Source organism: Gemmatimonas sp. UBA7669 (assembly GCF_002483225.1).
Taxonomy (GTDB): domain Bacteria; phylum Gemmatimonadota; class Gemmatimonadetes; order Gemmatimonadales; family Gemmatimonadaceae; genus Gemmatimonas.
The window spans coordinates 1-21,746 of sequence record NZ_DLHL01000051.1 but is presented as its reverse complement, the minus strand read 5'-3'; the positions used below and the strand labels follow the sequence as shown (position 1 = coordinate 21,746).

The window sequence follows — 21,746 nt, the reverse complement described above, 5'->3', positions numbered from 1 at the left end:
AGCGATGCAGTGCTGCTGTCACGTGTGTTCCATCTCAGGAAGCGGCTGCTTCGTCAGCAGCAGCGCATCAATAAGCGCCGCACCGGCGACGCCGACGGCATAACACACCAGGTCCGTCCACAGAAAACCCTGCCCCAGTACCAGGGCCGCGACCGGATTGTCGCGTAGCGCTACAATCCACGGCGCCTGATACAACTGACTGAACTCCACCGCCGTGGCAATGCACAGGGCGGCCGGAGCACGAACCGGCCATGGCACGCGCGGACGCCACCAGGCGAGCAGCCAGTACACCATGGCGGCCCAGAGCGTATCGCCACCGTAGGTGGCAATCAGTTCGGGATATCGAATCCGCGGACTGCGCGTGCTCCATCCCATCGCAATTGTCATGAAAAAGAGCTGCTGGTACGGCGAGATCCTTCGTGCGGACCATCTGGATGTGGCACACATACCCGTCACCGGTACGACGTGATACCCTGCGCAACAATCCGGTCGCGCAGCGCGTCCAACGCATCGCGCGACGGCAGCGGTGGTGGTGACGGATACACGTCCAGCACCATGTCACCCATCACGCGCGGATGCACATGCACATGCAAGTGCGGCACTTCCTGATTGGCGGCCTCGCCCGCCGAGTGCCATACGCTGAGGCCTTCGGGGTCAAATGTGCGCTGAACCGCGCGTGCGATGCGCGCGGTGAGATCAAACACTGCACGCACGGTCTCGGCATCGGCGTCGCGCAGGTCATGCACGTGCGCGCGCGAAATAATGATGACATGGCCCGCGTGGAATTGCCGCAGATCCATGATCGCCAGCGCCAATGGTTCGTCGGCCACCACGCTTACCGGTAGTTCGCCGGCCACAATCCGACAGAAGGTACATGATGGGTCGACCATGCGCAGCAAGACTCCAGGGAAGTTTGGATCAATGTAGCACGGGCCACATCGCATGCCATGCGCGCGCGTCCGCTACTTGCTCGTGGCCGACTGCTGCAGCACCAGAGCACCACCCGCCACCAGCGCGAGACCCAACACTCGCACCAGGGACAAAGGACGGACCGCGAAGCCGAACAGCCCCCCGTGATCGATCACCGCCGCCGCCACCAACTGACCCGCCACTACCGCCGCGGTGAACGTGGCCGCACCAAGACGCGGGGCAAATGCGGTGGCCGTGAGCACATAAATGGCTCCCGCGAACCCGCCGAGCCATACCCAGGGTGGCGCGCTACGAGTGGCTGTGAGATCGGGACGTGGCGCGAAGGCACTCGCCAACACGGCCAGCACCACCAGACTCACGCCCAGCGAGGTGAGCGCGGCAAACAGCGGGTGCCCGGCCAGTCGGCCGAGGCGACCATTGGCCCCGGCTTGTACGGGAATGACCATGCCGGCCACAATGGCGAAGGCCAGAGCCAGGTGCGTGGAGAATTGCGGCATAGGGGCTCTCTGTAGGACTGAGGGAAGACTGCGCCCTGCACTCTGCACCATGCCAACTGCTATTGGAAATTCGATCCTGTCATGCATATCATGCATGGAATGAATAATCTGCGCGGCATCGATCTCAACCTGCTGGTGGTCCTCGAGGCGCTGCTCGCCGAGCGCCACGTGACCCGCGCGGCCACGCGCCTGGCCATGAGTCAGCCCGCCGTCAGCCACGCCCTCGCACGTTTGCGCACGCTGCTTGGCGATCCGCTGCTGGAGCGGGCGGCCGGTGGACTGCGCCCGACGCCGCGTGCCGTGGCGCTGGCTCCCGTGTTGACCGAGTCGCTGACACTGGCTCGTCGTGTGGTGGGCCAGGGGGCCTTCGAGCCGTCGGAGTCACGACGGCATTTCCGGGTGTCCATGAGTGACTACGGCACCCTCGTTGTGCTCCCTCGCCTGATGCGGGCGATGCGTCGCCTGGCGCCCCACGTCACGCTCGATGTCGTGCAACTCAGTCGCGAATCAGCGGCCGCGCGCGTTCGGGACGGCATGCTGGATCTGGCGCTCGGCGTCTTCCCCGTCATACCCACGGGTGTTGTCGCCACACGCCTCTTCGTGGAGCGCTTCGTATGTGTGGGCGACCGCAGACATCGTGCCTTTCGTGGCGGCCTTACGCTGGCTCGCTATTGTGCCGCTCCGCATGCCCTCGTGGCCGTACGTGGACTCGACGGGGGCGATGCACTGAACGAGATCGACACCGCGCTCGCCGCCATCGGTCGCACACGGCGCGTGGTGACCGTGTGGCCGCACTTTCTCCCCGCACCGCGCCTCGTGCTGGGCACGGACCTCCTGCTCACCATTGCCGAACGCACCATTGCTGAACAGGCGCCCGATCCAGAGCTCGCGGTGCATGCCCTGCCCTTTGAAGTGGCGCCCTTCTCCTTTGTGGCGGTACACCGACCGGACGCACTCGAAGACGAGGGACGGTCGTGGCTGCTGCAGCAGGTCATGGCGGCGTCACGCGTGGCGGCGAAGCGAGGGGCGAGACGCTGAGGTAAAGGCCGGTCGTTCAGCCATTCCAGTACGTATACCATTTGAATCACCCGCTCGACACGGCGCGAACCAGGCCGCAGGTTAATCCCATACGAAGACGTCATACCAGGGAGGGGGCACGCATGGGCGTCATGAAGAAGATCGCGATCGGCTTTGGTGGCCTGATCGGCGTACTCGTGGTGGCGGGCGCGGGCACCTATGTCTGGGCCGGCAGCGCGGCCACCAGCAAGCTGGACAAGACCTACACCATCAAGGCCAGCACATTTCCCGTGCCCTGGCCACTAACGAGCGACTCGCTGCGCAGTGCGGAGAGCGAGCAGGTCGCGCGCGATAGCGCGGTGGCGCGCGGCAAGCATCTCGTGGAAGCGCGTTACGTGTGCGTCGAGTGCCACAGCACCAACTTCGGTGGCGGGACGATGATCGACGATCCCGCTATCGGTACCTTGCTTGGGCCCAATCTCACAATGGGCGCAGGCTCACGCACCGTGCAATACACACCGGTCGACTGGGACCGCATGGTGCGACACGGCGTGAAGCCCGACGGTCGTCCGGCGGTGATGCCGTCGGAAGATTACTTCGCCATGAGCGATCGCGAGCTGTCCGATATCGTCGCCTACATTCGCTCGCTGCCACCGGTCGACAACACGGTCGCCGCACCGACCTTCGGCCCCGTGGGCAAGATGCTCCTCGCCACCGGGCAGTTCAAACTTTCGGCGGACATGCATCCCAGCGCGCACGAAGGCACACACGCCGTGCTGCCGCCGGCCGAAGCGCCGAACGCCGAGTTCGGCAAACACCTCGCCCAGGTGTGTACGGGCTGTCATCTCCCGAGCCTCGCCGGTGGCCCCATCGTGGGCGGGCCACCCGACTGGCCGCCTGCCGCCAATCTCACACCCGCCGGCTTGGTGGGCTGGACGTACACGGACTTCGAGCGCGCCATGCGCGAAGGCGTGCGCAAGGACGGCACGAAGCTGCGGGAGCCGATGGCACTCATGCCCAAGTACGCAAAGAACATGACCGACATCGAGATGCAGGCCTTGTGGGCCTACATCAGCACGGTGCCGGCGGTCGCGAGCGCGAAATAATCGCATCGGGCGGCAGGCCCGCTGCCCGCGGCTAGTGGGGGTCGCTGGTCTGGTCGTTGAACGTCACCACCGACTGCCTCGTGCGATCAACGCGCAACTGAAGCACGTCGGGCCGGGCATAGTGCCCCATGACGTCGAAGTTCTGCCGTTCCTCACGCACTCGGCGCAAGTCACAGTCCGCGAACACGAGTTGCTCCACGTCGGCCACCGGCGGCACAATCCATGAGCCGTCGGGGCCGGCGATGGCGGTGCCGCCGTTTGCCAGCATCTCCGGCGCCGCCTCACGAATGCGCTCGGCGTGTGGGATGTGTGCGCCAATGTCCGTGCGGCGCAGCAGGCCCGACACCGACAGCACGTACGAGCGACTCTCGCGCGCGATGAATCGCGTGATGTGCTCCGTGTTGCGCACACTGCCGGGCCACAGGGCCACATGCAGATTCTCGCCCTGGGCATACAGCGCCGCACGCGCGAGCGGCATCCAGTTCTCCCAACAGTTGAGCGCACCGAGCGTGAAGGGGCCGCAGGCGTGGGTGCGAAGCCCGTGCCCATCGCCGGGCGACCAGCTGAGCCGCTCCTCGTACGTGGGCATGAGCTTGCGATGCACCGACTCGATCACGCCCTGCGCGTCGATGTGCACCAGACTGGCGTACACACTGTGCCCACCGCGATCACGCGGCCGCTCGATGCAGCCCACCACCACCCTCACGCCGCACTCGGCGGCCACCTGACACACCCTGTCGAGATGGCCGGCTTCGATCTGCACCGCCTGCTCGAGATAGTGCGCATGCAGTGCCTTCTGCACGGGATTGTCGAATCGCGCGCCGTCAGTGAGTTCGATCCAGAACGGATAGCCGGGAATCAGCGCCTCGCCAAACGCCACCAGACCCGCGCCGTTCGCAGCGGCACTGCGCACCCACGCCACCACCTTGTCGATGGTCGCCTCGCGATCGAGCCAGACCGGCGCAATCTGGGCACCGGCAATGCGCAGCAGGTTGGGCTCAGTTTTCATGACAGCCGTATGCAAGTCAGGAGTGGTGGTGGCGTCGCAGACCTACGCGCGCAGATTGCGCAGATAGCGTTCCGGGTCCGCCAGAAAGTCGCGGGTGAGACGCACGTGCTCGGTGTCCTGCCAGGCAATGGGTTCGACGCCGTCGCCGTCAAAAGAGTAGAGCCGAGCGTTGGGGAAGGCCAGCAGCAGCGGTGAATGTGTGGCAAGAATGAACTGCGCGCCTTCGGTAATGCAGTCGAACATCATCGCCAGCAGCGTGAGCTGACGCTGCGGTGAGAGTGCGGCCTCAGGCTCATCGAGCAGATAGAGTCCACCGGGCACGAGGCGTTCCTGGAAGAAGTTGAGGAACGCCTCGCCGTGCGACTTGGCGTCGGGGTTGGCGCCGTAGCGACGGTCCATGTCGGCCATACTCGCGCGCAGCGGTCCCATGGCCAGTTCCTTGGCGTGCGGCGAGCGATCCGCGTACTCCTCTTCCATGCGCGCGAGTGTGTCTTCGAACTCTGCGCGTTCACGTGCCAGTTGCTGCTGATAGTTGAAGAAGTCCTCGGCGCGCAGAAACAGTCCGCGGTTGTTGCGACTGCGCCACGTGAGTTTGATGGCTCGTGCCAGCCAGCGCTGTTCACTGAGCGTAGGATCGTCCATGGCGCGCCCTGCCCCACCTGCACTGGGAAGTGCCGCCGCAATGGCAATGGACTCGAGCAGCGTGGACTTGCCGGAACCGTTTTCGCCCACGAAACACACCACCGACGCGTCGAGGTCCAGTTCACGCAGCGACGCGATGGCCGGCACGCAGAACGGAAAGCGTGTGTCGTCAGCCCATGGCGGCCGCGCATACCGCAGCGCCATCAGCTTGGGCTGATGGTGCAGGCTGTACATGCGACGCGAGCCGCCCACGACGACGTTATCGCTTGAGTGGCGACGCGTCGCCGTGCGCGCGTATGCCAATGCCGGCCGACAGCACCGAGAGAAACGCCCCGTTGCGCGACGGGATGGTGTTGTACTGCGTCCAAAGCAGAATCGACGTGCGCGAGGTGAGAATGGCCGACATGTCGAAGCGCGCCACCATGGCCGCACCACGCCGGTCCTCGCTGGTGCGGGCGATTGCGGGTCCCAGCATCACGCGCAGCACATTGCCGCCGCCGCGGTGCGACCCCCATCCTCCCAGCAGTGACAGCGACTCGTCATTGGGGTAACCGTAGCAGCGATCGGGCGGCGTGAGCAGCGTGCAACCATAGCCTTCCCACCATCCGTTGCGCGACCCGTGCAACGCCGCCACGATCATGCCGCGATCGCGCTTGAGCACCGGTACGGCAGCCGTGATGCCAAACGACGGCAGATTGCGCTCGTTGGCGCGCGGTCCACCGAGACCGCGGCCCACACCAAAGGTGAAATCCACACCGGACAGCAGCGCGCGTTCCTGGGCAGACGCGGCGGGCGCGAGCAGGTGGGCAAAGGCCGCAGCAAGCAGTACAAGAAATGTGCGCATGTGGACTCGGTCAGAGCAGAGAGGAGAACGCCTTTGTCCGATCATCGGAATGTATCCTCAGGGACAGCTTGCCGCGTAGCACGAAAGTATTACATTTGTAGCATACCCGTGCTACGGAGGCTGCAATGGTACGCGAACTCACACTGCGTCAGGTTGGTGGCTCGATCGGGGCGACTATCCCCAAGGACATGGCTGATCGGCTGCACCTCGAGGCCGGAGACCGTGTACTGGCCATCGAGACAGATCGCGGCATTCTGCTGACGCCCTACGATCCGGACGTTGAAGCCGGTCTTGCGGTGGCCGCGCACGCAGCCAGGAAGTTCCGCAACGCCCTGCGAGAACTGGCGAAATAGCCCATGGCCACGCCGCGCTGGGTTCCTCGGCTCGTACTGGACTCCGTACATCTCGATCAATTGCGCGAGCACGGCGGCCTGCCTGGCACTCGTGATGAGAATGCGTTGGAAGCGGCCCTCGCTCGTCCCCAGCAGAAGCATCACTACGAACCTGACTCGGACCTCGCGACATTGGCTGCCGCGTATGCGTTCGGACTGGCGCGGGCACACCCGTTCAACGACGGCAACAAGCGCACCGCTTTTCTCGCGGCCATGATCTTTCTGGGGTTGAACGGCAAGGACCTCGACGCAACAGAAGCAGAGGTTGTACAGATGGTAACGGCGCTCGCGGCGGGCTCACTTTCTGAAGCGTCGCTTGCCGAATGGCTGCGCCCGCGACTGGTGCGGCTCAAGTTGTAAGGTCATGGGACGGTAGCATTCGGCACAACGCCTTGAGCAAACAAACGCCGCTCAATGATCTCGATGAGAATGTGGATCACTTTGATGTGCAGCTCCTGCACCCGGTCGGCATAACGGCCAGCCGGTGTACAGACATCCACGTGCGCCAGTCGCCCGGTCGGCGAGCCAGACCGCCCCGTGAGCGCAATCACCTGGAGCCCGCGTGCACGGGCCTCCTCAGCGGCGCGCATCACATTGGCGCTGCTGCCACTGGTGCTTATGGCTACCAGCACGTCACCAGCCCGTCCGTGCGCCTCCAGATATCGCGCGAACACGCGCTCATAGCCGTAGTCGTTGGCCACGCAGGACAGGTGACCGGGGTCGCTGATGGCCTGCGCTGCGAGGGCAGGCCGGTCTTCGCGGTATCGACCGGAGAGCTCCTCGGCGAAGTGCATGGCGTCACACATGGAGCCGCCATTGCCGCAGCTGAACACCCGCCCGCCGGCCTTGAGCGACGTGGCCAGTAGCTCGCCGGCGGCAGCGATGGCCGCAAGGGCCGCTTCGTCGCACCGCAGGGCATCGAGAGCGTTGGCGCTATCGTTGAGTGCGGACTGGATCAGGTCAATCATGGTGTTGTAGAGATGAGCAGATGCTTGCCGCTAGGCCCTTAGCCCAGCCGCGGGACGAACAATCGTGGTAAGCACCGCCTTCACGAGCACCGCCTCGCCAACCCGCGCCAACGCCTCGACGATCAGCGCGTGCGGCATCGCTATGGACGACACGCCATCCCGCGAACCAACAAGGTGCCACTCCGATCCGGTTACCAGCTTGCATCCACGGGCCTCCTGACCAGGCGTCACCACCTCGACACGATCGAGCAGCAAGAAGGGGTAGCGATGCGGCAGCAGGTCCAGCGGATTGATGACCGTGGTCATTGGCGTCTGGTGAGGAGAACCCGCCGGCCGCTCGCGCTCGGCCTCGTGGAGATGACGTTACCGGCATTCCCCCGAACCCGCCAGACGAACACCGCTCGCCCAACGCGGTGAGACGTGCCACCTTTGTCACGGCATCTCGCTGCGTCGCAACAAGCCGATGACAATCCCGACAGTCCCAGCCCGCCACTTCATGGCCCGCGCATCAGATCACCTTGGCATACACACCGGAACTCGTCGCATGACACGACTCCACCGCGGACTGGCCACAGCGTGTGCGGTGCTGCTCGCCGCCCCCGCCTTGGCACAAACAGCGCCGACTGCTGCGCCGCCCATGTTCTCTCCGCTGGCCAATCTGGACGCGCATCGCGTGGTGCCGCTACCGGCGCGCGTCACGGCGTCGAACGGTGCGCCGTTTGTGTTCACTACCGGCACGCGCATCGTGGCCGATGGCCCGGGCGAGGTGACACGCACCGCCGAGTTCTTCGCGCGCACCCTGCGCAAGTCGGCGGCCGTGCCGTTACCGGTCAGCAACCGGCGCGCAACGCGCAGCCCGCGCGCAGTACGCGACTCGGCGGCGGCCAGCGGCAATGTGGTCATGCTGCAGCTCGACACGATGACCGTGCAAGGCGCCGAGGCGTACACCATCGACATTTCGGCCGACACGCTACGTCTTGTGGCGCGCACACCGGCCGGGCTGTTTTTTGCCGCCACAACCCTGCGCCAGCTACTGCCCGCCTCCGTGGAGATGGAGCACAGCGCGCCGCGCAACGCGCCCGCCGTATCGGTGCCTGCCGGACGTATTGTTGACGCGCCGCGCTTCGCGTGGCGCGGTTCCATGCTCGATGTCGCGCGGCACTTCTTCACGGTGGACGAAGTGAAGCAGCACATCGACCTCATGGCGCTGTACAAGCTCAACCGGCTGCACCTGCACCTGACGGACGATCAAGGCTGGCGCATCCAGATCGCGTCGTGGCCGCTGCTGACCACCGTGGGTGGGCGCAGCGAGGTGGGCGGCGCATCGGGTGGTTTCTACACCAAGGCCGACTACCGGGAGATCGTGCAGTACGCCGCGGCGCGCTACATCACCGTGGTGCCTGAGGTGGACATGCCGGGACACACCAACTCCGCCATTGCGGCCTATCCGCGGCTCGGATGCAGCCGCGCGACACCGAGCCTGTTCGGTCCTGACTCGCAGCCCGCCGGATTGTACACCGGCATTCGCGTGGGATGGAGCGCCCTCTGCGCCGACAAGCCCATCACCTATCACTTTGTTGAAGACGTGGTGCGCGAGCTCGCCGCCATGACTCCTGGCCCGTATATCCACATTGGCGGCGACGAGGTTGAAGTGCTGTCCCACGAGCAGTACGCGCAGTTCGTGGAGCGCGCGCAGCGTCTCGTGCAGAAGTACGGCAAGACCATGATTGGCTGGGAGGAGGTGGGCAAGGCCAGGCTGCGCCCCGGCTCCCTCGCGCAGCTCTGGCGCAGCGACACCGCGCTGCTGGCCGTGAAGCAGGGCAATCAGCTCATCATGTCACCGGGTCCGCGCGCCTACCTCGACATGAAATACACGGCGCAGACCGAGCTCGGGCTGCGCTGGGCCGGTCTCATTGAGTTGCGCACTGCCTACGACTGGGACCCGGCCACGTACAGCGCGGGGCTGACCGAGGCCAACATTGCCGGCGTTGAAGCGCCGCTGTGGACCGAGACCGTCAAGAACCTGGGCGCCGCGCAGTATCTGCTCGTGCCGCGACTGCCGGCAATTGCCGAGGTGGGGTGGAGCGAGCAGTCCCAGCGCAGTTGGGAGGGCTTCCGCACGCGCATTGCGGCACACGCGCCGCGCTGGCGACTGCTCGGCATCAACTTCTACGCGTCACCACAGGTGGAGTGGGTGCAGTAGCTGTAACGAATGGCGCCACCCTTACAGAGCCTGTGGTGGTGCCCCCATGGGCGGAAGTCGGCGCATCCATTCTTCGCAGGTGGGCGCCGGCTCGCGCCGCGGGAACTTCGGCAACTGCTTGAGTTCAGTGGGCTCGCCAAATCCGAAGAACTGCACCATGTCGAAGAAGCACGAGAATGGCACCGTGGGCATCATCACCACCTGATAGCCCTCCGGGCGCCGCTGCTGGCCGGGAATATTCGCCAGCGTGTTGAACGCGTCGAACAGACGCGCAAAACGCACCGGCCCCGAGTCCCATGGGTCAACACCCAGGTCGAAGAGCATGTTCGCCACGGTCTCGCGTGCCTTGGGGTCGTTGCCGGCAACAAACACCGTGGCCCGCGTCTTCGTGAGCAGCGGATCCATGAAGTAGACGATGTTCGGCAGGTTGATGCGCACCACGCGAATGGTCGGATGCCGCGCCTGAATGAGCTCGGCGCGCGCGCTGTCTGACGTGAGTTCCTGGTAGCCATCGGCCGCCACCTTCTTTTCGCCACCGCTCACGTCAATGACCACCTTGCCACTCAAGTCGCCGAGTGTGCCCGCGACATCAACCACCACTTCACCGGGGACCGCGAGCACGACCACCGGTGCCTGCGCCGCCGCCTCGGGTTGCGTGACCGCCGAGGCCTTGGGCCCGGAGCGCTGCACCAGCGCGCGCACCGTCTCACGATTGGGGTCGCGGCTGCCGTAGATGACGCGATACCCCTGCGCACCCAACGCCGGCCCAAGCGCGCCGGCGAGAGTGCCAGTGCCAATGATGGCGACCACACCCTTCTCCACGGTGGGCGCCGGCGGCGTTGCAGCAGGGGTCTGCTCGGCGGGCGCCTTGTCAGCGGGAGGAGAACCGCAGGCTGAGGCGACCAGCAGTGCAGCAGCAATGATCTGGCGGGCGCGTGTCGGCTGAGGCATATGGAATGTGTGGCGCTGCAGCGTGATGAGAGGCCGCCGCCGCATCATGCGGCGGGGCCGGTCAACAATGCGGCGGACGAGCGCAAAGCGCCATCAATTCCCTTTTCGTTCTAGTTGTGAGCGTATCTTCACCTGCCCGCTCTCAGAACCGAAACCCCATCCCCAGTGTCGCATACCCCGGCGCCACCAGGGCTTCACCACCACGCGTGCGCGCCACGCCCGCACGCAGCATCAGTTCCACGCCGCGCAGCGATGTGCCGGTCACAACACCGAGTCGGCGCGTTCCTCCCGTGTCGATGTACCAACCGTCCTGCGCGTCGGCGTAGTACTGCGAACGATACGCGCTGGTGTGCGTCAGATGCGTGACGATGGGTTTGTCGTAGCCCGTCTCAGCCGCGACGAACCAGCGCGGGCGATACATCCCGGCGACGAGTCCGATATCCGCACCGAAGTTGGTGCCGCGAAACACGGTGTTGCTGGTGCCGCGCGTCAGGAACGCCGCGCTGGCAACGGTACGAAAAGTTCCGCGGCGAAAGACCTGCACGCCTGCGTCGACTCGCGCTCGGTAGTCACTCAGGTCGGCGTCGCCGGCCACGACACCCGCTTCCACACCAAACTGCGTGGGCGCGCCGAACACTGTCCGCATCTGTCGATAACCAATCGAGGTGATGATGGCCGGATCAAGCGCCGTGCTTACCTGCCAGGTCCCGTCCCCGGGTTCAAGACGGGCCAGGTTCCACTGCGCGGCCAAACGCTGATGGCCCGAGAGCAGCATCAGCACAGCAAGCAGGAGCACGCGCTTCATTGGGCACCGCCTGTGCCGGAGGCGGAGAGGAACGTGCGCATCAGCCCCAGTACCGCAGGCGTATGAGTCCAGTGTACATCGTGACCGCCGCCTTGCACGACCTGCACGCTGGCATGACGGTACAGAGCCTGCTGCTCCAATTGCAGCGGCGCGCCGAGCACCTCGCTCCGCGAACCCGCAATCAGCAGCACCCGGCCCGTGTACTGCTGCAGGTTGGTGGTGAAGTCGTAGGTGAAGCGCCCCTTGGCGTCCTGTCCGTCCTCCTGCACGTAGCGATTGGCCATCGCGCCCAAACGCCAGAAGGGCTCTGCACCCGGACCCTTGCGCGTGTTGTTGCGGGGCTGTGATCCCTCCGCGCCGATCGTCATCTGGTAGTCCATCCGGATGTGATCGTCGGGCGAAAAGAACTGCGCCGTCCACGCCATGTCGTTGAGCCATTCGCGCAGCAGGTGCAGGTCAAACAACTCTCCCTTGATACGCTCGAACGTACTGCCCTTGAGTGGCCCCGTTTCAATGAACACGGCCTCCTTCACTCGCGTCGGATGCCGGTTGATGAATGAAGTGCCGTACATCCCGCCCCACGACTGCCCCACCAGGGTGACCTGGCCGCCCGGCGCATAACGGTCCACAATGGCCAGCAAGTCGGCGTCGTACTGGTCGATGGTCAGCTTGTCCTGGTCGTGACGCTCGGACAGGCCAGCCCCGCGCTGATCCCAGAACACGATGTAGTAGTGATCAGGCAGCGAGTAGCCGGCATGGCGACCGGCCAGCGCCAGGAGCGAGCGGTAATCGGCACCCGGCCCACCATGCAGCATGATCATCACCGGCTTGCCGGGCGTGCCACGCGTCTCGGCGTGAAGACGCGAGCCGTTGATGGTGATGGACGGCAGATTCGGGTCTTCGGTTACTGTACGGGGAACCAGATGCCCCGGCTCCGACATCGACCACGGTTCGCAGGCCATCAAGACCGCGGCGCCCATGGCCAGCACACAACGTGCGAACATCCAATGCTCCGATACGGGTTTCGCGACGGAGCCGATGAGTTCGGCCCGCGTCGAGGCGCATCGTAGCCGAGGATGGCAGGCGCTTCGACCGGGCCGTTCGTGCAGTACGTCCGAGCCGACCGGCCGGGACGTTCAGACCTGTGCTGCGCGCCGGTACTCCGACGGGGTCATGCCCGTGTGCTTCTTGAACACCGCATTGAACGTGGACTTGGACGCAAAGCCGGCGTCGAGGGCCAGCGCCAGATAGGTGAGTCTGGCGCCGTCGGGCCCAAGCAGTCGCGCCTGCACCTCGCGCACGCGATAGCCATTGATGAAGTCGTAGAAAGACAGCTCAAGCGAGGCATTGAGTACCTCCGACAGCCGATGGGGCGTCGTCCCCAAACGCTCAGCGAGTTCGCCAAGCGTGAGCTCCGCGCTCCGATAGAGGTGTTCCTCCTCCATAAGGGCCAGCAGGCGCGCCTTGAGCGTCTCGGCTTCCCGCGGCGGGAGGCCAGAGCGCTCGTATCGCGGTAGCGCCGGGTCGGACGCTTGCACGGGCAATGCCGACACGGGCGATGCTGACACGGGCGATGCTGGCACGACGAGGTGTTCGGCCGTGACATAGCGGAAGATTTCCGGTTGACGGAGTCCCCAGAACCCGATCGCGTGAATGACCAGCGTGATGCCCACGGCCACCACGAGGTCGCCGGGCAGCGAAACGGCCCACTGCGCTGAACCGGCGGCCTCGAACAGCAGCGCCATCAGCCAGACCACTGCGCTGGCGAGTGCCAGCCAGCGCAACCACTGCAGGTTCACCCGTTCGAGCGACGAGTAGTTCTCGGCCACCACGCCCTGATGTCGGCGCAGTGCCACCAGTGTGGCCACCGTGTAGCCGACACCGGAGAGCAACACCAGCGGAATGGCCACCCGTGATTGCAGCGGCAATTGTCCGGCCTGAATGGCGCGGTACAGAGCGACCTTTCCCTCGCTGCCCTGGAGGTAGATGGGCAGGCCCCATACATAGAAGGCCACACACGGGAGCGCGTGCCACAGGTCACGTTGGCGCAATCCATGCTGCTGACCGCTGGCCGTGATGGCGTAGAGATACAGCAGGGGGCCGAACGCCAGCGGCAGCGGCTGCGTCAGACCGAAAAAGTGCGGCAGCCATTCTACCAGATCGGCGGAGTAGTAGACCACCGACGCGAGGTGCAGCGCAAAGGCGAGCACCAGCGCAGAGAGCAAGAGGTTCGGGGTGCGGCGCGGGCGTCTGGCCGCGAGCGCGAGGGCCACGACGGTCCCCTGCACGACACCGAACAGGGCAATGATCTGCCACCAGTTGAGGGCACCGGCACTCACTGCGCGCTGAAGTTATTCGCGTAGAGCGTCAACTGGCCGCTTGGTAGACTGAGACCTCTGCCCCGAGCCGCGGCCCCAATCGATCGCGTTCGATTTCCAGATCAAATCGCGTCTGCAGGTTGAGCCAGAACTGCGCTGACGTGCCAAAGTACCGCCCCAGCCGCAGGGCTGTATCCGCCGTGATCGCCCGCTTGCCATGAACGATCTCATTGATGCGGCGTGGCGGCACCGACAGGTCCTGTGCGAGCCGATACTGCGACAGCGACAGTGGCTCGAGAAACTCAGCGAGGAGAATTTCGCCAGGATGGATTGGAGCGAGCTTGGTTGCCATGCGCAGCTCAGTGAAAGTCCACGATCTCGACGTCATGTGCCGCGCCGTCCTTCCAGCGAAAACAGACGCGCCACTGCTGGTTGACCCTGATGCTCCACTGCCCGGCCCGATCGCCCTTCAACTTCTCCAGTCGATTGCCAGGAGGCACCCGCAGTTCCTCGAGCGCGACGACCGCATCCAGCAGCAGGAGCTTCCGGAGCATCAGGGGCCGCAATGTCGGTGGAAAGCGCCGCACCGGCTGTCGCTCGAACAAGCGCTCAGTATCGCGATCCTTGAAGCTGCCGATCATGCGAAATGATAACGCGAGGCGGTATTAACGGCAAGCGTTATGCCCGTTCGGGCGAACGTGACGCCCACGCCTCTGGGGAAACTGGCAAGGTGCGCCATCTCGCCAAGGGGTTCGATCGCCCCGTCTTGCCTGAATCGGATCAATCACTATATTCGCTATTGTATGGATCGCACCGACCGTGACGACGACTTCCGCTTGGGCGGCTTTGAGGAGCTCGTGCTGCTCGCCGCGCACTCTCTGCACCCCGAGGGCTATGCCGTGGCCATCGGCTCCCTGCTGGAGCGCGAGGGCGAACGTGCCGTCGCGCTGGGCGCCGTGTATGCCACGCTCGACCGACTCGAACGCAAGGGCTTTGTGACCTCGCGCCTTGGCGAAGGCACACCGGAACGCGGCGGACGACGCAAACGTCTGTACGGTGTCACCGCCGATGGCCGGCGTGCCCTCGAGCAGACGCGCGCCGTGCGCGCACGACTCTGGTCACTGCGGCCGCAATTGGGGACGCCATGAGCATCTGGACGGAGCGTGTGATCCGCACGCTGTGCGAGCCGGCCTGGCACGAAGAGATCCTTGGTGATCTCGAGGAGCTGCGTGCGCAGCGCGGTGTGAGCAGCACACGACATCTCGTGTCCGTTGTGCTGCGTTGCCATAGACGACGGCGGCAGGGCGCGGGCACGTTTGCCGTGACCACAACCGTGGCCAGCGTGCTTCTTGTCGCGCTGCTCATCAACCGCGTGCAGGCGTCGCATGCCCCACTCACCATCTCGGCCAGCGACGCAGCCGGTGCGTTCACCCTCGAGTTTGCCGGGCACCGTGTGGTCGCCGCCACAGTGGATGGCGTGGCCCTGCCCGCTGATCGCATTGCGCAGGACGACGACCGCATCTGGCTGCGCGGTGCCAATCACGGAAAAGACCTGGTCATTCACGTACCGACTCGCGATAGCATTGCGTGGTCGGGACGCAGCCCGCGATGAGTACGTCGCGGCTTTCGCAGCGCGGGCGCACCACGTGTGATCTCGCGCTGCCTGTCGCCGCGCTTCTTGTTGCGGCACTCCCCGCTTCCGCACAATCGGCCATCGACACGACCCTTGCGCGTGAGTACGTGAGCGAGGTGCGGGCACTGGCCGCGCGCACGGACACGTTATGGAAGGTCCGCACCCTTGGGGCGCTGCTCTTTGTCGAGCCACGCACGCGACAGGTGGTTGCCAGCCAGGCCGATTCGGCGGGGCTACTCTTAGCGCAGGGCGCGTTGTTTGTCGGCACGCTGCCCGACGCGCTACCGATTGCCAATACGGCCGTTACACTTGGCGGCACGCGCTATGCCATGCTGATGTGGCCATTGCCTGCCGATCGCGGCGCGCGGGTTCGTCTGCTGTTGCATGAGTCCTTTCATCGTGTGCAAGACCAACTGAGGTTGCCGGCAGCCAATCCGTCCAACGTGCACCTCGGCACGACAGCAGCACGAATCTGGACGAGACTGGAGTGGCGCGCCCTGGCTGAAGCGCTGCTGCGGAGTGGCACGCAGCGCGTACAGGCGCTGAGCGACGCGCTGGCCTTTCGCGCCATGCGCCTGCGCACATACCCACAGGCGCAGAGCGAGGAACAGGCGTTGTTACTCAATGAAGGCCTCGCCGAGTACAACGGCTGGGCTTCGAGTGGTGAGGCCGATTCACTGCTCGCGCGTCGTGTAGCCCTGGCCATGCTGGCGCGCGAACGACAAGAGTCGCTGGTGCGGAGCTTTGCCTACGCGTCGGGCCCGGCCTACGGCGTGCTGCTCGATGGCTCAGGCATGGCGTGGCGACCGCAGCTGAATGCAGGCAGCGACCTCGCCGAGCTGCTGCGTGTGGCCTATCCCACCGTGCGTGTGGACACGACGCGCATGCTGCAGCGCAGTGAGCGTCATGGTGGTCTGCTCATCCGCGCCGAAGAAAACGAGATGGATGCCCGGCGCGCCGAGACGGAGCGTGGTCACCGTGTGCGTCTCGTCGAACAGCCGGTGGTACGCATTCCCACCACGGACAGTCTCAGCTACTCGTTCAACCCGAACGATGCCTTTCCGCTCGCAGGGCACGGCACCGTGTATGGCAGCGGGCAATTCACCGACGTATGGGGCACACTGCGTGTGGCGCGAAACGGCGTGCTGCTCAAGCAGGGGGCTGGCGTGCCCAGCGAAGTGGTAGTGCCCGGACCAGCAGCGGACAGGCCGTCACTTTCGAATGGCAGCTGGACCCTGACCTTGGCCCCTGGGTGGACGCTGCGCGAGGGCGCGCGAGTTGGTGATTGGGTGGTGGTGCGGCAGTAGGTCGCGGCGTCGGCACGGCTGACGGGCCCGGGCACAGTCTACCCGGTCATGAGCGTTGTATCGCCATGCCCTCACCTCGCCCACACACCATCCGCCCGCGTTCGTCCGCACTGCTGGCACGCAGCCTGGCGTACCTCGCCTTGGTCAGCGGCATTGCCGGCTGCAGCAGCGCGGCCCAGACACCGCAGACATCACGAGCGACAGGTAGCAGTGCCGGCTACCCCGCGCCGCGCCGACCGGTCAGCGACATCGTTGCCCCACGCTGGACCGACGAGCGCATCCGGGACCGGCAGGGTGAGGCAACCCGCGTGTTTGCACACCTCGAGCTCACTCCCGGCATGGCGGTGGCGGACATTGGGGCCGGCGATGGCTATTACGTCGCGCGTCTGGTGCCCGTGCTCGGCGACAGCGGGGTGATCTACGGTCAGGATGTGCGCGACGATTACCTGGGCCTGTTGCGCAATCGCGCACGCCGGGCCGGCTGGCGCAACGTGCAAATTGTCCTGGGCACCGAGGATGACCCGCGGCTTCCTGCTGCTGCGGTGGATGTGGCACTCATGATCCACATGTACCACGAGATTGCGCAGCCATTTGCACTCCTCGCGCGGCTGTCCACGTCCATGCGTCCCGGCGGGCGGCTTGCCATTCTCGACCGCGAGGCGCCCACTGATGCACACGGCACACCCATCACCCTTCTCACCTGCGAACTGCGCGCCGTCGGATACGAGCCCCTGAGTCGCATCGAGATGGAGCCCGGCGAGTATCTCGCCGTGTTTCGCGCGCCGGCCGCGGCGCCGTCACCCGAGGACATTGCCCGACGGCTTCGCGCAGCGCGCTGCGACTGACCCACGCACGAGCTGTGAAGGCCGAGACGGCCTGACCGAGACGGCTTTGCCGAGACGGCCTATACTTGTTCCATGACGCAATCCCGCCTTTGTGCACGCGCCGTGGCTGCCCTGTCGCTGCCACTGCTGGCCGCCTGCGCCCCCAGTGCTGACTCCACGCCCGCAGCCGACCTCGTCTTGCACCACGGCCGCGTGTACACCCTCGCGTGGCCCGACCCGTCCACCGATGGTCGCCCCTCACCAGAGGCGCCCTACGACTCGGCCAGCGGTTGGCACCATGACGCCACGGCCATCGCCGTGCGAGAGGGGCGCATTGTCTACGTCGGCACGGACTCCGGCGCACTCGCGCTGAGCGGTCCGAGCACACGCGTGGTGGATCTCGCCGACGGCGTGGTCCTGCCGGGCCTTGTTGACGCGCACACGCACGTGGCCGAGTTGGGCGAGTCGCTCGAGCGCGTGAATCTCACCGGCGTCGCCACCGAGGTGGAGGCGGTGAATATCATTGCCGAGCGCGCCGCGAAGACACCCAAGGGCGAGTGGATTCTGGGCTATGGCTGGGACGAGGGCGCGTGGGCCAATCGTTATCCCGACAAGCGCCTGCTGTCGGAACGCGTGCCCGATCACCCCGTCGTGCTGCGCAGCCTGCATGGCTTCGCGTCGTGGGCCAACACGCGCGCGCTCGCGCTGGCCGGCATCACCCGCGACACCCCCGTGCCGAACGGCGGAGAAATCCGCAAGGATGCGAGTGGCGAACCCACCGGCCTCGTGCTCAATCGTGCGGTGCCGCTGCTCGACAACGCGGTGCCGCGGCCCACGCCGGCGCAGCGCGACTCACAGGTGCTGCGCGCGCTGCGTGTGATGAATGCGTCCGGCTACACGGGCGTACACGAAGCCGGTGTGCCGCCCGATGTCATGGACAGCTTCGAGAGGCTCGCCGAGCGTGATGCACTGCCGCTGCGTGTGTACGCCATGCTGAGTGCGCGCGACTCGGCGCTTGTTCGCCAGTGGATTGCACGCGGTCCGTTCACGTCGGCCAACGGCATGCTCAGCGTGCGCGCCGTGAAGGCCTACTACGACGGTGCGCTGGGCTCGCGCGGTGCGCAACTGCTGGCCGACTACGCGGACCGCCCCGGTCATCGTGGCGTAAGCGGTGGTACCTATGGCTTTGATCAGCGGCTGGTGGCCGATGCCATGCGTGCCGGATTCCAGGCGGGCATTCATGCCATTGGCGATGCCGGCAACCGTGCGACACTCGACTTCATCGATTCCGTCACACGCGCGGTGCCCTCGGCGCGCGAGCTGCGACATCGTGTGGAGCACGCGCAGGTGGTGTCGCCGGCGGACATGGCGCGCTTTGCCGCGCTCGGGGTGATTGCCTCGGTGCAGCCGCCGCACGCTGTGGAGGACAAGGGCTGGGCGGAGACTCGCGTGGGGAGCGAACGCATTGCTGGTGCGTATGCGTGGCGCACGCTGCGACAGGCTGGCGCGCCGCTCGTGTTTTCGTCGGACTTGCCCGGTTCCGATTGGAGCCCGTTCTACGGCCTGTACAGCGCCATCACGCGTCAGGATACGAGCGGCGCACCACCGGGTGGCTGGTATCCCGCTCAGCGCATGACGCCGGAAGAAGCCGTGCGTGGCTACACCGTGTGGAGCGCCTGGGCGGGGTTTGACGAACAGGAGGCCGGCGCCATTGCGGTTGGCAAGCGTGCTGACATCACCGTGCTGGATGTGGATCCGTTCCGTGTCGAGCCACGCGCGCTGCTGCGTGGTGGTGTGGCGCTTACCGTGTCGCGCGGGCGGGTGGTGTTTGAGCGCGGGGGGTCGCGGTAGCGAGGGCTACCGCCACTGCGTCAACCAAAGCGTTCGCTCATGGCCTTGGACATGGTCTCGAGCTGCTTCTCCATCGCGTCGAACGCTTTGGATCCGTAGGGCGAGGCGCGAGGTTGCGGCTCCAGCGCCGAGGGATCCTGCCATTCGATGATGGCATGGCCGAGTGGGATGGTCAGGTAGTGCGCCTGCGCGTCCTGACTGAAGATGTGCACCACGCCGTTGCCGATGTCGACACGCACGTACACGCCGAGGTACGACTCGAACTGGTCGCCATGCGTGAGCGTCACGCGGAAGACTCGGCCTTCGGTCATGGGGGTAACGGATTCTGAAATCATTGTGTGATCCTCTGCTGAATGGAGAGATACGGCGGGCAGGTTGGTGCCAGACTCGACACGACCGACGTGCGATTACCTGATGGAGAACTCGAACGGGGCTGCAGCGACCGTCACAGTCCGCTTGCGGCCATCGACAGGCACCGGTTGAAACCGCGCTCGCTTGAGAAACTGACACACCGATTGACCGAACTCGCGGTGCGTTTCAGAGACGATGGCCGCAGTTCCCGGCATGACCCGCCCGTTCGTATCCACGGCAAATCGAGCCACTACGCGACCCATGAGACCTTGCGACCGAAGCTGCGTGGGATACTCCGGCCCTGTGCCGCCCGATGACCATCTCAGCAACGTGTCCTTGTCAGACCCAGCACGTTGAACAGTGGTGTCAGTCTCCACCACGACGGTATTGGCGCAAGGCCGGGGATCCTGTAACGTGTGCGGCCAGAACGAGGACACGACGAGTAAAGCCACTGCTGAATACGACACTCTGTAGCTCCGATCTATGGGGGACCAATTGCCGAACATTGGCGTTCTGCTGAGATGGCCTCAATTGGAGGCCGCGCGCGGCAAACCGCAAGATCGAGAGACCGGCGACGGAACTAGGAGCCGCTCCAGCACGCCCAAAGCGTAGTAAGCAGCACCGTACCGCCAATTGCATACGCAAGCGTGCGACGGCCGAGGGTCACCAGTGGCAGCGCAAAGAGCATAAGCGCCGCCAGCCACTGCGCCGGCGTCAAGCCGGCATAGCGCGCATCGGCAACACGAAGCATGTCAAACCCAAACCGGACGGGCAAGTAAAGTGCGCCGAACGCTGCGAGATAGAAGCCGGCAGGTCGGGAACGGCGATCGAAGTACCAGAACAGCGGCAGTATGACGAGCGAAAGGTACAGCAGTTCGTAGAGCCCGAGATCATGGAAGCCCAGCAGTGCGGCATCAGCTGGCAGTGATTTCCCACTACTCGCGTAAAACGCCTGAGCATCTCTGCTCTCAAGGCTGATGGCAAGCGGGAAGGCGCTGATTGAACCCGGGTGATCATGCGCAAGTGCGCAGCCGATGCGCCCGATCGCGAGTGACCCAGGGAAGACAAACGCCACGACATCCAGGTAAGCGAGACGATGTGTCCAGGTGCTCTCTCGCATCCGCGTAGCGAAGAACAGCAGCGCACCGGCCAACCCTCCCACCATCCCGCCGAACGAGCTGATGTCCTCCCACAAACGGAGCAGCAGCCAAGGGTCTTCCCGAAGCTTTGATGGGAAGTAGAAGAGCACTGAGAAGAGATGCGCCCCGATCATGCCACCAAGCAGCATCCAACTCGCAAGCTGCTGACCAAGGCCAGCATCAAGCGCCAGACGACCAAAGCGCCGTTGGCCAACGATCAACCCGTACCACGCAGCAACAGCGACGCTAACACCGAAGGCGTGGATGGTTAGCGGACCGAGGCTCCAGACAGGCTGCTCGAAGAAGGGTAGCATTGCCGCTATTCGACTGTGGAAGAAAGTATCGCTTTAGCGCACGCATATGCAGAGCGCGCTCCGCAGCGTTCCAACATAGCATCCACTTCAGTTGTCCGTCAGTCCAATTTGACGCAAGGCCGACCGCCCGTCATATCGGAAGACCAAGGAGCGGTCCGGCCACCAAGGTTACGGCCCATCCGACAACAACGCTCACCGCTATCCACTGCAGGATCTGCGGCCGCACATTAGGCGACCACATGCGAGCCACGTGTACTATGCATGCCACGGCCACCAGAGCCTCCGCGCACCATATTGCGCGGGGCGACATCCCGAGGATGCGGCCAATCGTTTGCTCGTCGTTGATTGCCGTGCCACGCAATGTGCCGTAGCCAACGATCGCAATCCGCGACGCTGCGCTTGCGACCAGAGACGACCACGCCAGCTTCCATGTTGCGTTCTGGCTCGACCGCGCACCCAGCACACTCATGGTCATGAGCAGCATGGTGAAAACCGGCCCCGCGCATACGACCAGGAGCTGCGGCCATGATCTCACGATACCGGTGCGCAGTTCATCGGACGAGTACACCAAGGCACCAACACCGAATTGCGCGGCTTCATGCCCGAGGATGGAGAGCCAGAAGGTAATCCCCCCACTTGTAGGGG

The 21,746-nt window shown here is 65.1% G+C and carries 28 protein-coding genes; 10 read left to right on the top strand and 18 right to left on the bottom strand.

The window, feature by feature from the left end:
* Nucleotides 1–18: 18 nt before the first annotated feature.
* The 3 genes from B2747_RS14175 to B2747_RS14165 form a co-directional block, all read right to left on the bottom strand.
* Nucleotides 19–387 (bottom strand): DUF2809 domain-containing protein, encoded by a 369-nt coding sequence (locus B2747_RS14175; protein WP_291162245.1) that lies wholly within the window; start codon nucleotides 385–387, stop codon nucleotides 19–21.
* Between the two features lie 65 nt (nucleotides 388–452).
* Nucleotides 453–890, bottom strand: a complete 438-nt coding sequence (locus tag B2747_RS14170) for an HIT family protein (protein WP_291162242.1) — start codon at nucleotides 888–890, stop codon at nucleotides 453–455.
* 72 nt (nucleotides 891–962) lie between these two features.
* Nucleotides 963–1,427, bottom strand: a complete 465-nt coding sequence (locus tag B2747_RS14165; RefSeq protein WP_291162237.1) for a DMT family transporter — start codon at nucleotides 1,425–1,427, stop codon at nucleotides 963–965.
* Between the two features lie 90 nt (nucleotides 1,428–1,517).
* On the opposite strand from B2747_RS14165, the gene B2747_RS14160 reads away from it, so the two are divergent.
* Complete coding sequence (locus B2747_RS14160; protein WP_414652199.1) at nucleotides 1,518–2,465, top strand: LysR family transcriptional regulator; 948 nt, start codon at nucleotides 1,518–1,520, stop codon at nucleotides 2,463–2,465.
* Between the two features lie 131 nt (nucleotides 2,466–2,596).
* On the top strand, nucleotides 2,597–3,550 hold the full coding sequence (locus tag B2747_RS14155; RefSeq protein ID WP_291162231.1) for a cytochrome c: 954 nt from the start codon (nucleotides 2,597–2,599) through the stop codon (nucleotides 3,548–3,550).
* 31 nt (nucleotides 3,551–3,581) lie between these two features.
* Here B2747_RS14155 and B2747_RS14150 read toward each other — a convergent pair whose 3' ends face one another.
* From B2747_RS14150 to B2747_RS14140, 3 genes are read right to left on the bottom strand one after another with little or no spacing between them, the layout of a single operon-like run.
* On the bottom strand, nucleotides 3,582–4,559 hold the full coding sequence (locus tag B2747_RS14150; protein WP_291162228.1) for a carbon-nitrogen hydrolase family protein: 978 nt from the start codon (nucleotides 4,557–4,559) through the stop codon (nucleotides 3,582–3,584).
* Nucleotides 4,560–4,601: 42 nt separating this feature from the next.
* On the bottom strand, nucleotides 4,602–5,435 hold the full coding sequence (locus B2747_RS14145; protein ID WP_291162225.1) for an AAA family ATPase: 834 nt from the start codon (nucleotides 5,433–5,435) through the stop codon (nucleotides 4,602–4,604).
* Between the two features lie 25 nt (nucleotides 5,436–5,460).
* Entirely contained in the window at nucleotides 5,461–6,045 is a 585-nt protein-coding gene (locus B2747_RS14140; protein ID WP_291162222.1) for a hypothetical protein, read from the bottom strand.
* A gap of 125 nt (nucleotides 6,046–6,170) precedes the next feature.
* Here B2747_RS14140 and B2747_RS14135 point away from each other — a divergent pair, with 125 nt between their 5' ends.
* Complete coding sequence (locus B2747_RS14135; protein ID WP_291162220.1) at nucleotides 6,171–6,398, top strand: AbrB/MazE/SpoVT family DNA-binding domain-containing protein; 228 nt, start codon at nucleotides 6,171–6,173, stop codon at nucleotides 6,396–6,398.
* Between the two features lie 3 nt (nucleotides 6,399–6,401).
* Entirely contained in the window at nucleotides 6,402–6,797 is a 396-nt protein-coding gene (locus tag B2747_RS14130) for a type II toxin-antitoxin system death-on-curing family toxin (RefSeq protein ID WP_291162216.1), read from the top strand.
* 2 nt (nucleotides 6,798–6,799) lie between these two features.
* On the opposite strand, the gene B2747_RS14125 is transcribed toward B2747_RS14130, so the two are convergent.
* On the bottom strand, nucleotides 6,800–7,405 hold the full coding sequence (locus tag B2747_RS14125; RefSeq protein ID WP_291162213.1) for an SIS domain-containing protein: 606 nt from the start codon (nucleotides 7,403–7,405) through the stop codon (nucleotides 6,800–6,802).
* A gap of 30 nt (nucleotides 7,406–7,435) precedes the next feature.
* Nucleotides 7,436–7,711, bottom strand: a complete 276-nt coding sequence (locus B2747_RS14120; protein ID WP_291162210.1) for a 3-hydroxyacyl-ACP dehydratase FabZ family protein — start codon at nucleotides 7,709–7,711, stop codon at nucleotides 7,436–7,438.
* A gap of 238 nt (nucleotides 7,712–7,949) precedes the next feature.
* Between B2747_RS14120 and B2747_RS14115 the strand changes: the two genes are divergently transcribed.
* Complete coding sequence (locus B2747_RS14115) at nucleotides 7,950–9,608, top strand: beta-N-acetylhexosaminidase (protein ID WP_291162207.1); 1,659 nt, start codon at nucleotides 7,950–7,952, stop codon at nucleotides 9,606–9,608.
* Between the two features lie 21 nt (nucleotides 9,609–9,629).
* Here B2747_RS14115 and B2747_RS14110 read toward each other — a convergent pair whose 3' ends face one another.
* From B2747_RS14110 to B2747_RS14085, 6 genes are all read right to left on the bottom strand, one after another.
* A complete protein-coding gene (locus B2747_RS14110) occupies nucleotides 9,630–10,559 on the bottom strand; it encodes an NADPH-dependent F420 reductase (protein WP_291162205.1) in 930 nt (309 codons plus the stop codon).
* Between the two features lie 142 nt (nucleotides 10,560–10,701).
* A complete protein-coding gene (locus tag B2747_RS14105; RefSeq protein ID WP_291162203.1) occupies nucleotides 10,702–11,364 on the bottom strand; it encodes a hypothetical protein in 663 nt (220 codons plus the stop codon).
* A complete protein-coding gene (locus B2747_RS14100) occupies nucleotides 11,361–12,368 on the bottom strand; it encodes an alpha/beta fold hydrolase (RefSeq protein WP_291162200.1) in 1,008 nt (335 codons plus the stop codon). Before B2747_RS14100 ends, B2747_RS14105 begins: the two co-directional genes overlap by 4 nt.
* A 132-nt stretch (nucleotides 12,369–12,500) precedes the next feature.
* A complete protein-coding gene (locus B2747_RS14095; RefSeq protein WP_291162197.1) occupies nucleotides 12,501–13,703 on the bottom strand; it encodes an AraC family transcriptional regulator in 1,203 nt (400 codons plus the stop codon).
* A gap of 28 nt (nucleotides 13,704–13,731) precedes the next feature.
* Nucleotides 13,732–14,034, bottom strand: coding sequence for a HigA family addiction module antitoxin (locus tag B2747_RS14090; RefSeq protein WP_291162194.1), 303 nt, complete (start codon nucleotides 14,032–14,034; stop codon nucleotides 13,732–13,734).
* Nucleotides 14,035–14,041: 7 nt separating this feature from the next.
* Entirely contained in the window at nucleotides 14,042–14,323 is a 282-nt protein-coding gene (locus B2747_RS14085; RefSeq protein ID WP_291162191.1) for a type II toxin-antitoxin system RelE/ParE family toxin, read from the bottom strand.
* A 162-nt stretch (nucleotides 14,324–14,485) separates the two neighbouring features.
* On the opposite strand from B2747_RS14085, the gene B2747_RS14080 reads away from it, so the two are divergent.
* The 5 genes from B2747_RS14080 (at nucleotide 14,486) to B2747_RS14060 (ending at nucleotide 19,297) form a co-directional block, all read left to right on the top strand.
* Nucleotides 14,486–14,830 carry a PadR family transcriptional regulator gene (locus B2747_RS14080; RefSeq protein ID WP_291162188.1) on the top strand — a complete coding sequence of 115 codons (345 nt, stop codon included), beginning with the start codon at nucleotides 14,486–14,488 and terminating at the stop codon, nucleotides 14,828–14,830.
* A complete protein-coding gene (locus tag B2747_RS14075; RefSeq protein WP_291162185.1) occupies nucleotides 14,827–15,294 on the top strand; it encodes a hypothetical protein in 468 nt (155 codons plus the stop codon). The genes B2747_RS14080 and B2747_RS14075 overlap by 4 nt, the downstream gene beginning before the upstream one ends.
* The gene (locus tag B2747_RS14070) at nucleotides 15,291–16,622 is read left to right on the top strand and encodes a hypothetical protein (protein ID WP_291162182.1); all 1,332 of its coding nucleotides are present in this window, start codon (nucleotides 15,291–15,293) and stop codon (nucleotides 16,620–16,622) included. The genes B2747_RS14075 and B2747_RS14070 overlap by 4 nt, the downstream gene beginning before the upstream one ends.
* A gap of 65 nt (nucleotides 16,623–16,687) precedes the next feature.
* Nucleotides 16,688–17,467 carry a class I SAM-dependent methyltransferase gene (locus B2747_RS14065; protein WP_291162179.1) on the top strand — a complete coding sequence of 260 codons (780 nt, stop codon included), beginning with the start codon at nucleotides 16,688–16,690 and terminating at the stop codon, nucleotides 17,465–17,467.
* Between the two features lie 72 nt (nucleotides 17,468–17,539).
* Nucleotides 17,540–19,297, top strand: a complete 1,758-nt coding sequence (locus tag B2747_RS14060) for an amidohydrolase (RefSeq protein WP_291162176.1) — start codon at nucleotides 17,540–17,542, stop codon at nucleotides 19,295–19,297.
* Nucleotides 19,298–19,317: 20 nt separating this feature from the next.
* Here the strand turns inward: B2747_RS14060 and B2747_RS14055 are convergent, their stop codons facing one another.
* From B2747_RS14055 to B2747_RS14045, 4 genes are all read right to left on the bottom strand, one after another.
* Nucleotides 19,318–19,608, bottom strand: a complete 291-nt coding sequence (locus B2747_RS14055; protein WP_291162174.1) for a hypothetical protein — start codon at nucleotides 19,606–19,608, stop codon at nucleotides 19,318–19,320.
* Nucleotides 19,609–19,704: 96 nt separating this feature from the next.
* Nucleotides 19,705–20,154 (bottom strand): energy transducer TonB, encoded by a 450-nt coding sequence (locus tag B2747_RS20265; protein WP_414652198.1) that lies wholly within the window; start codon nucleotides 20,152–20,154, stop codon nucleotides 19,705–19,707.
* A 74-nt stretch (nucleotides 20,155–20,228) separates the two neighbouring features.
* Nucleotides 20,229–21,101: a prolipoprotein diacylglyceryl transferase gene (locus B2747_RS14050; protein WP_291162173.1), complete on the bottom strand. Its 873-nt coding sequence runs from the start codon at nucleotides 21,099–21,101 to the stop codon at nucleotides 20,229–20,231.
* Between the two features lie 130 nt (nucleotides 21,102–21,231).
* A partial coding sequence (locus B2747_RS14045; protein ID WP_291162171.1) for a hypothetical protein occupies nucleotides 21,232–21,746 on the bottom strand: 515 nt, incomplete at its 5' end.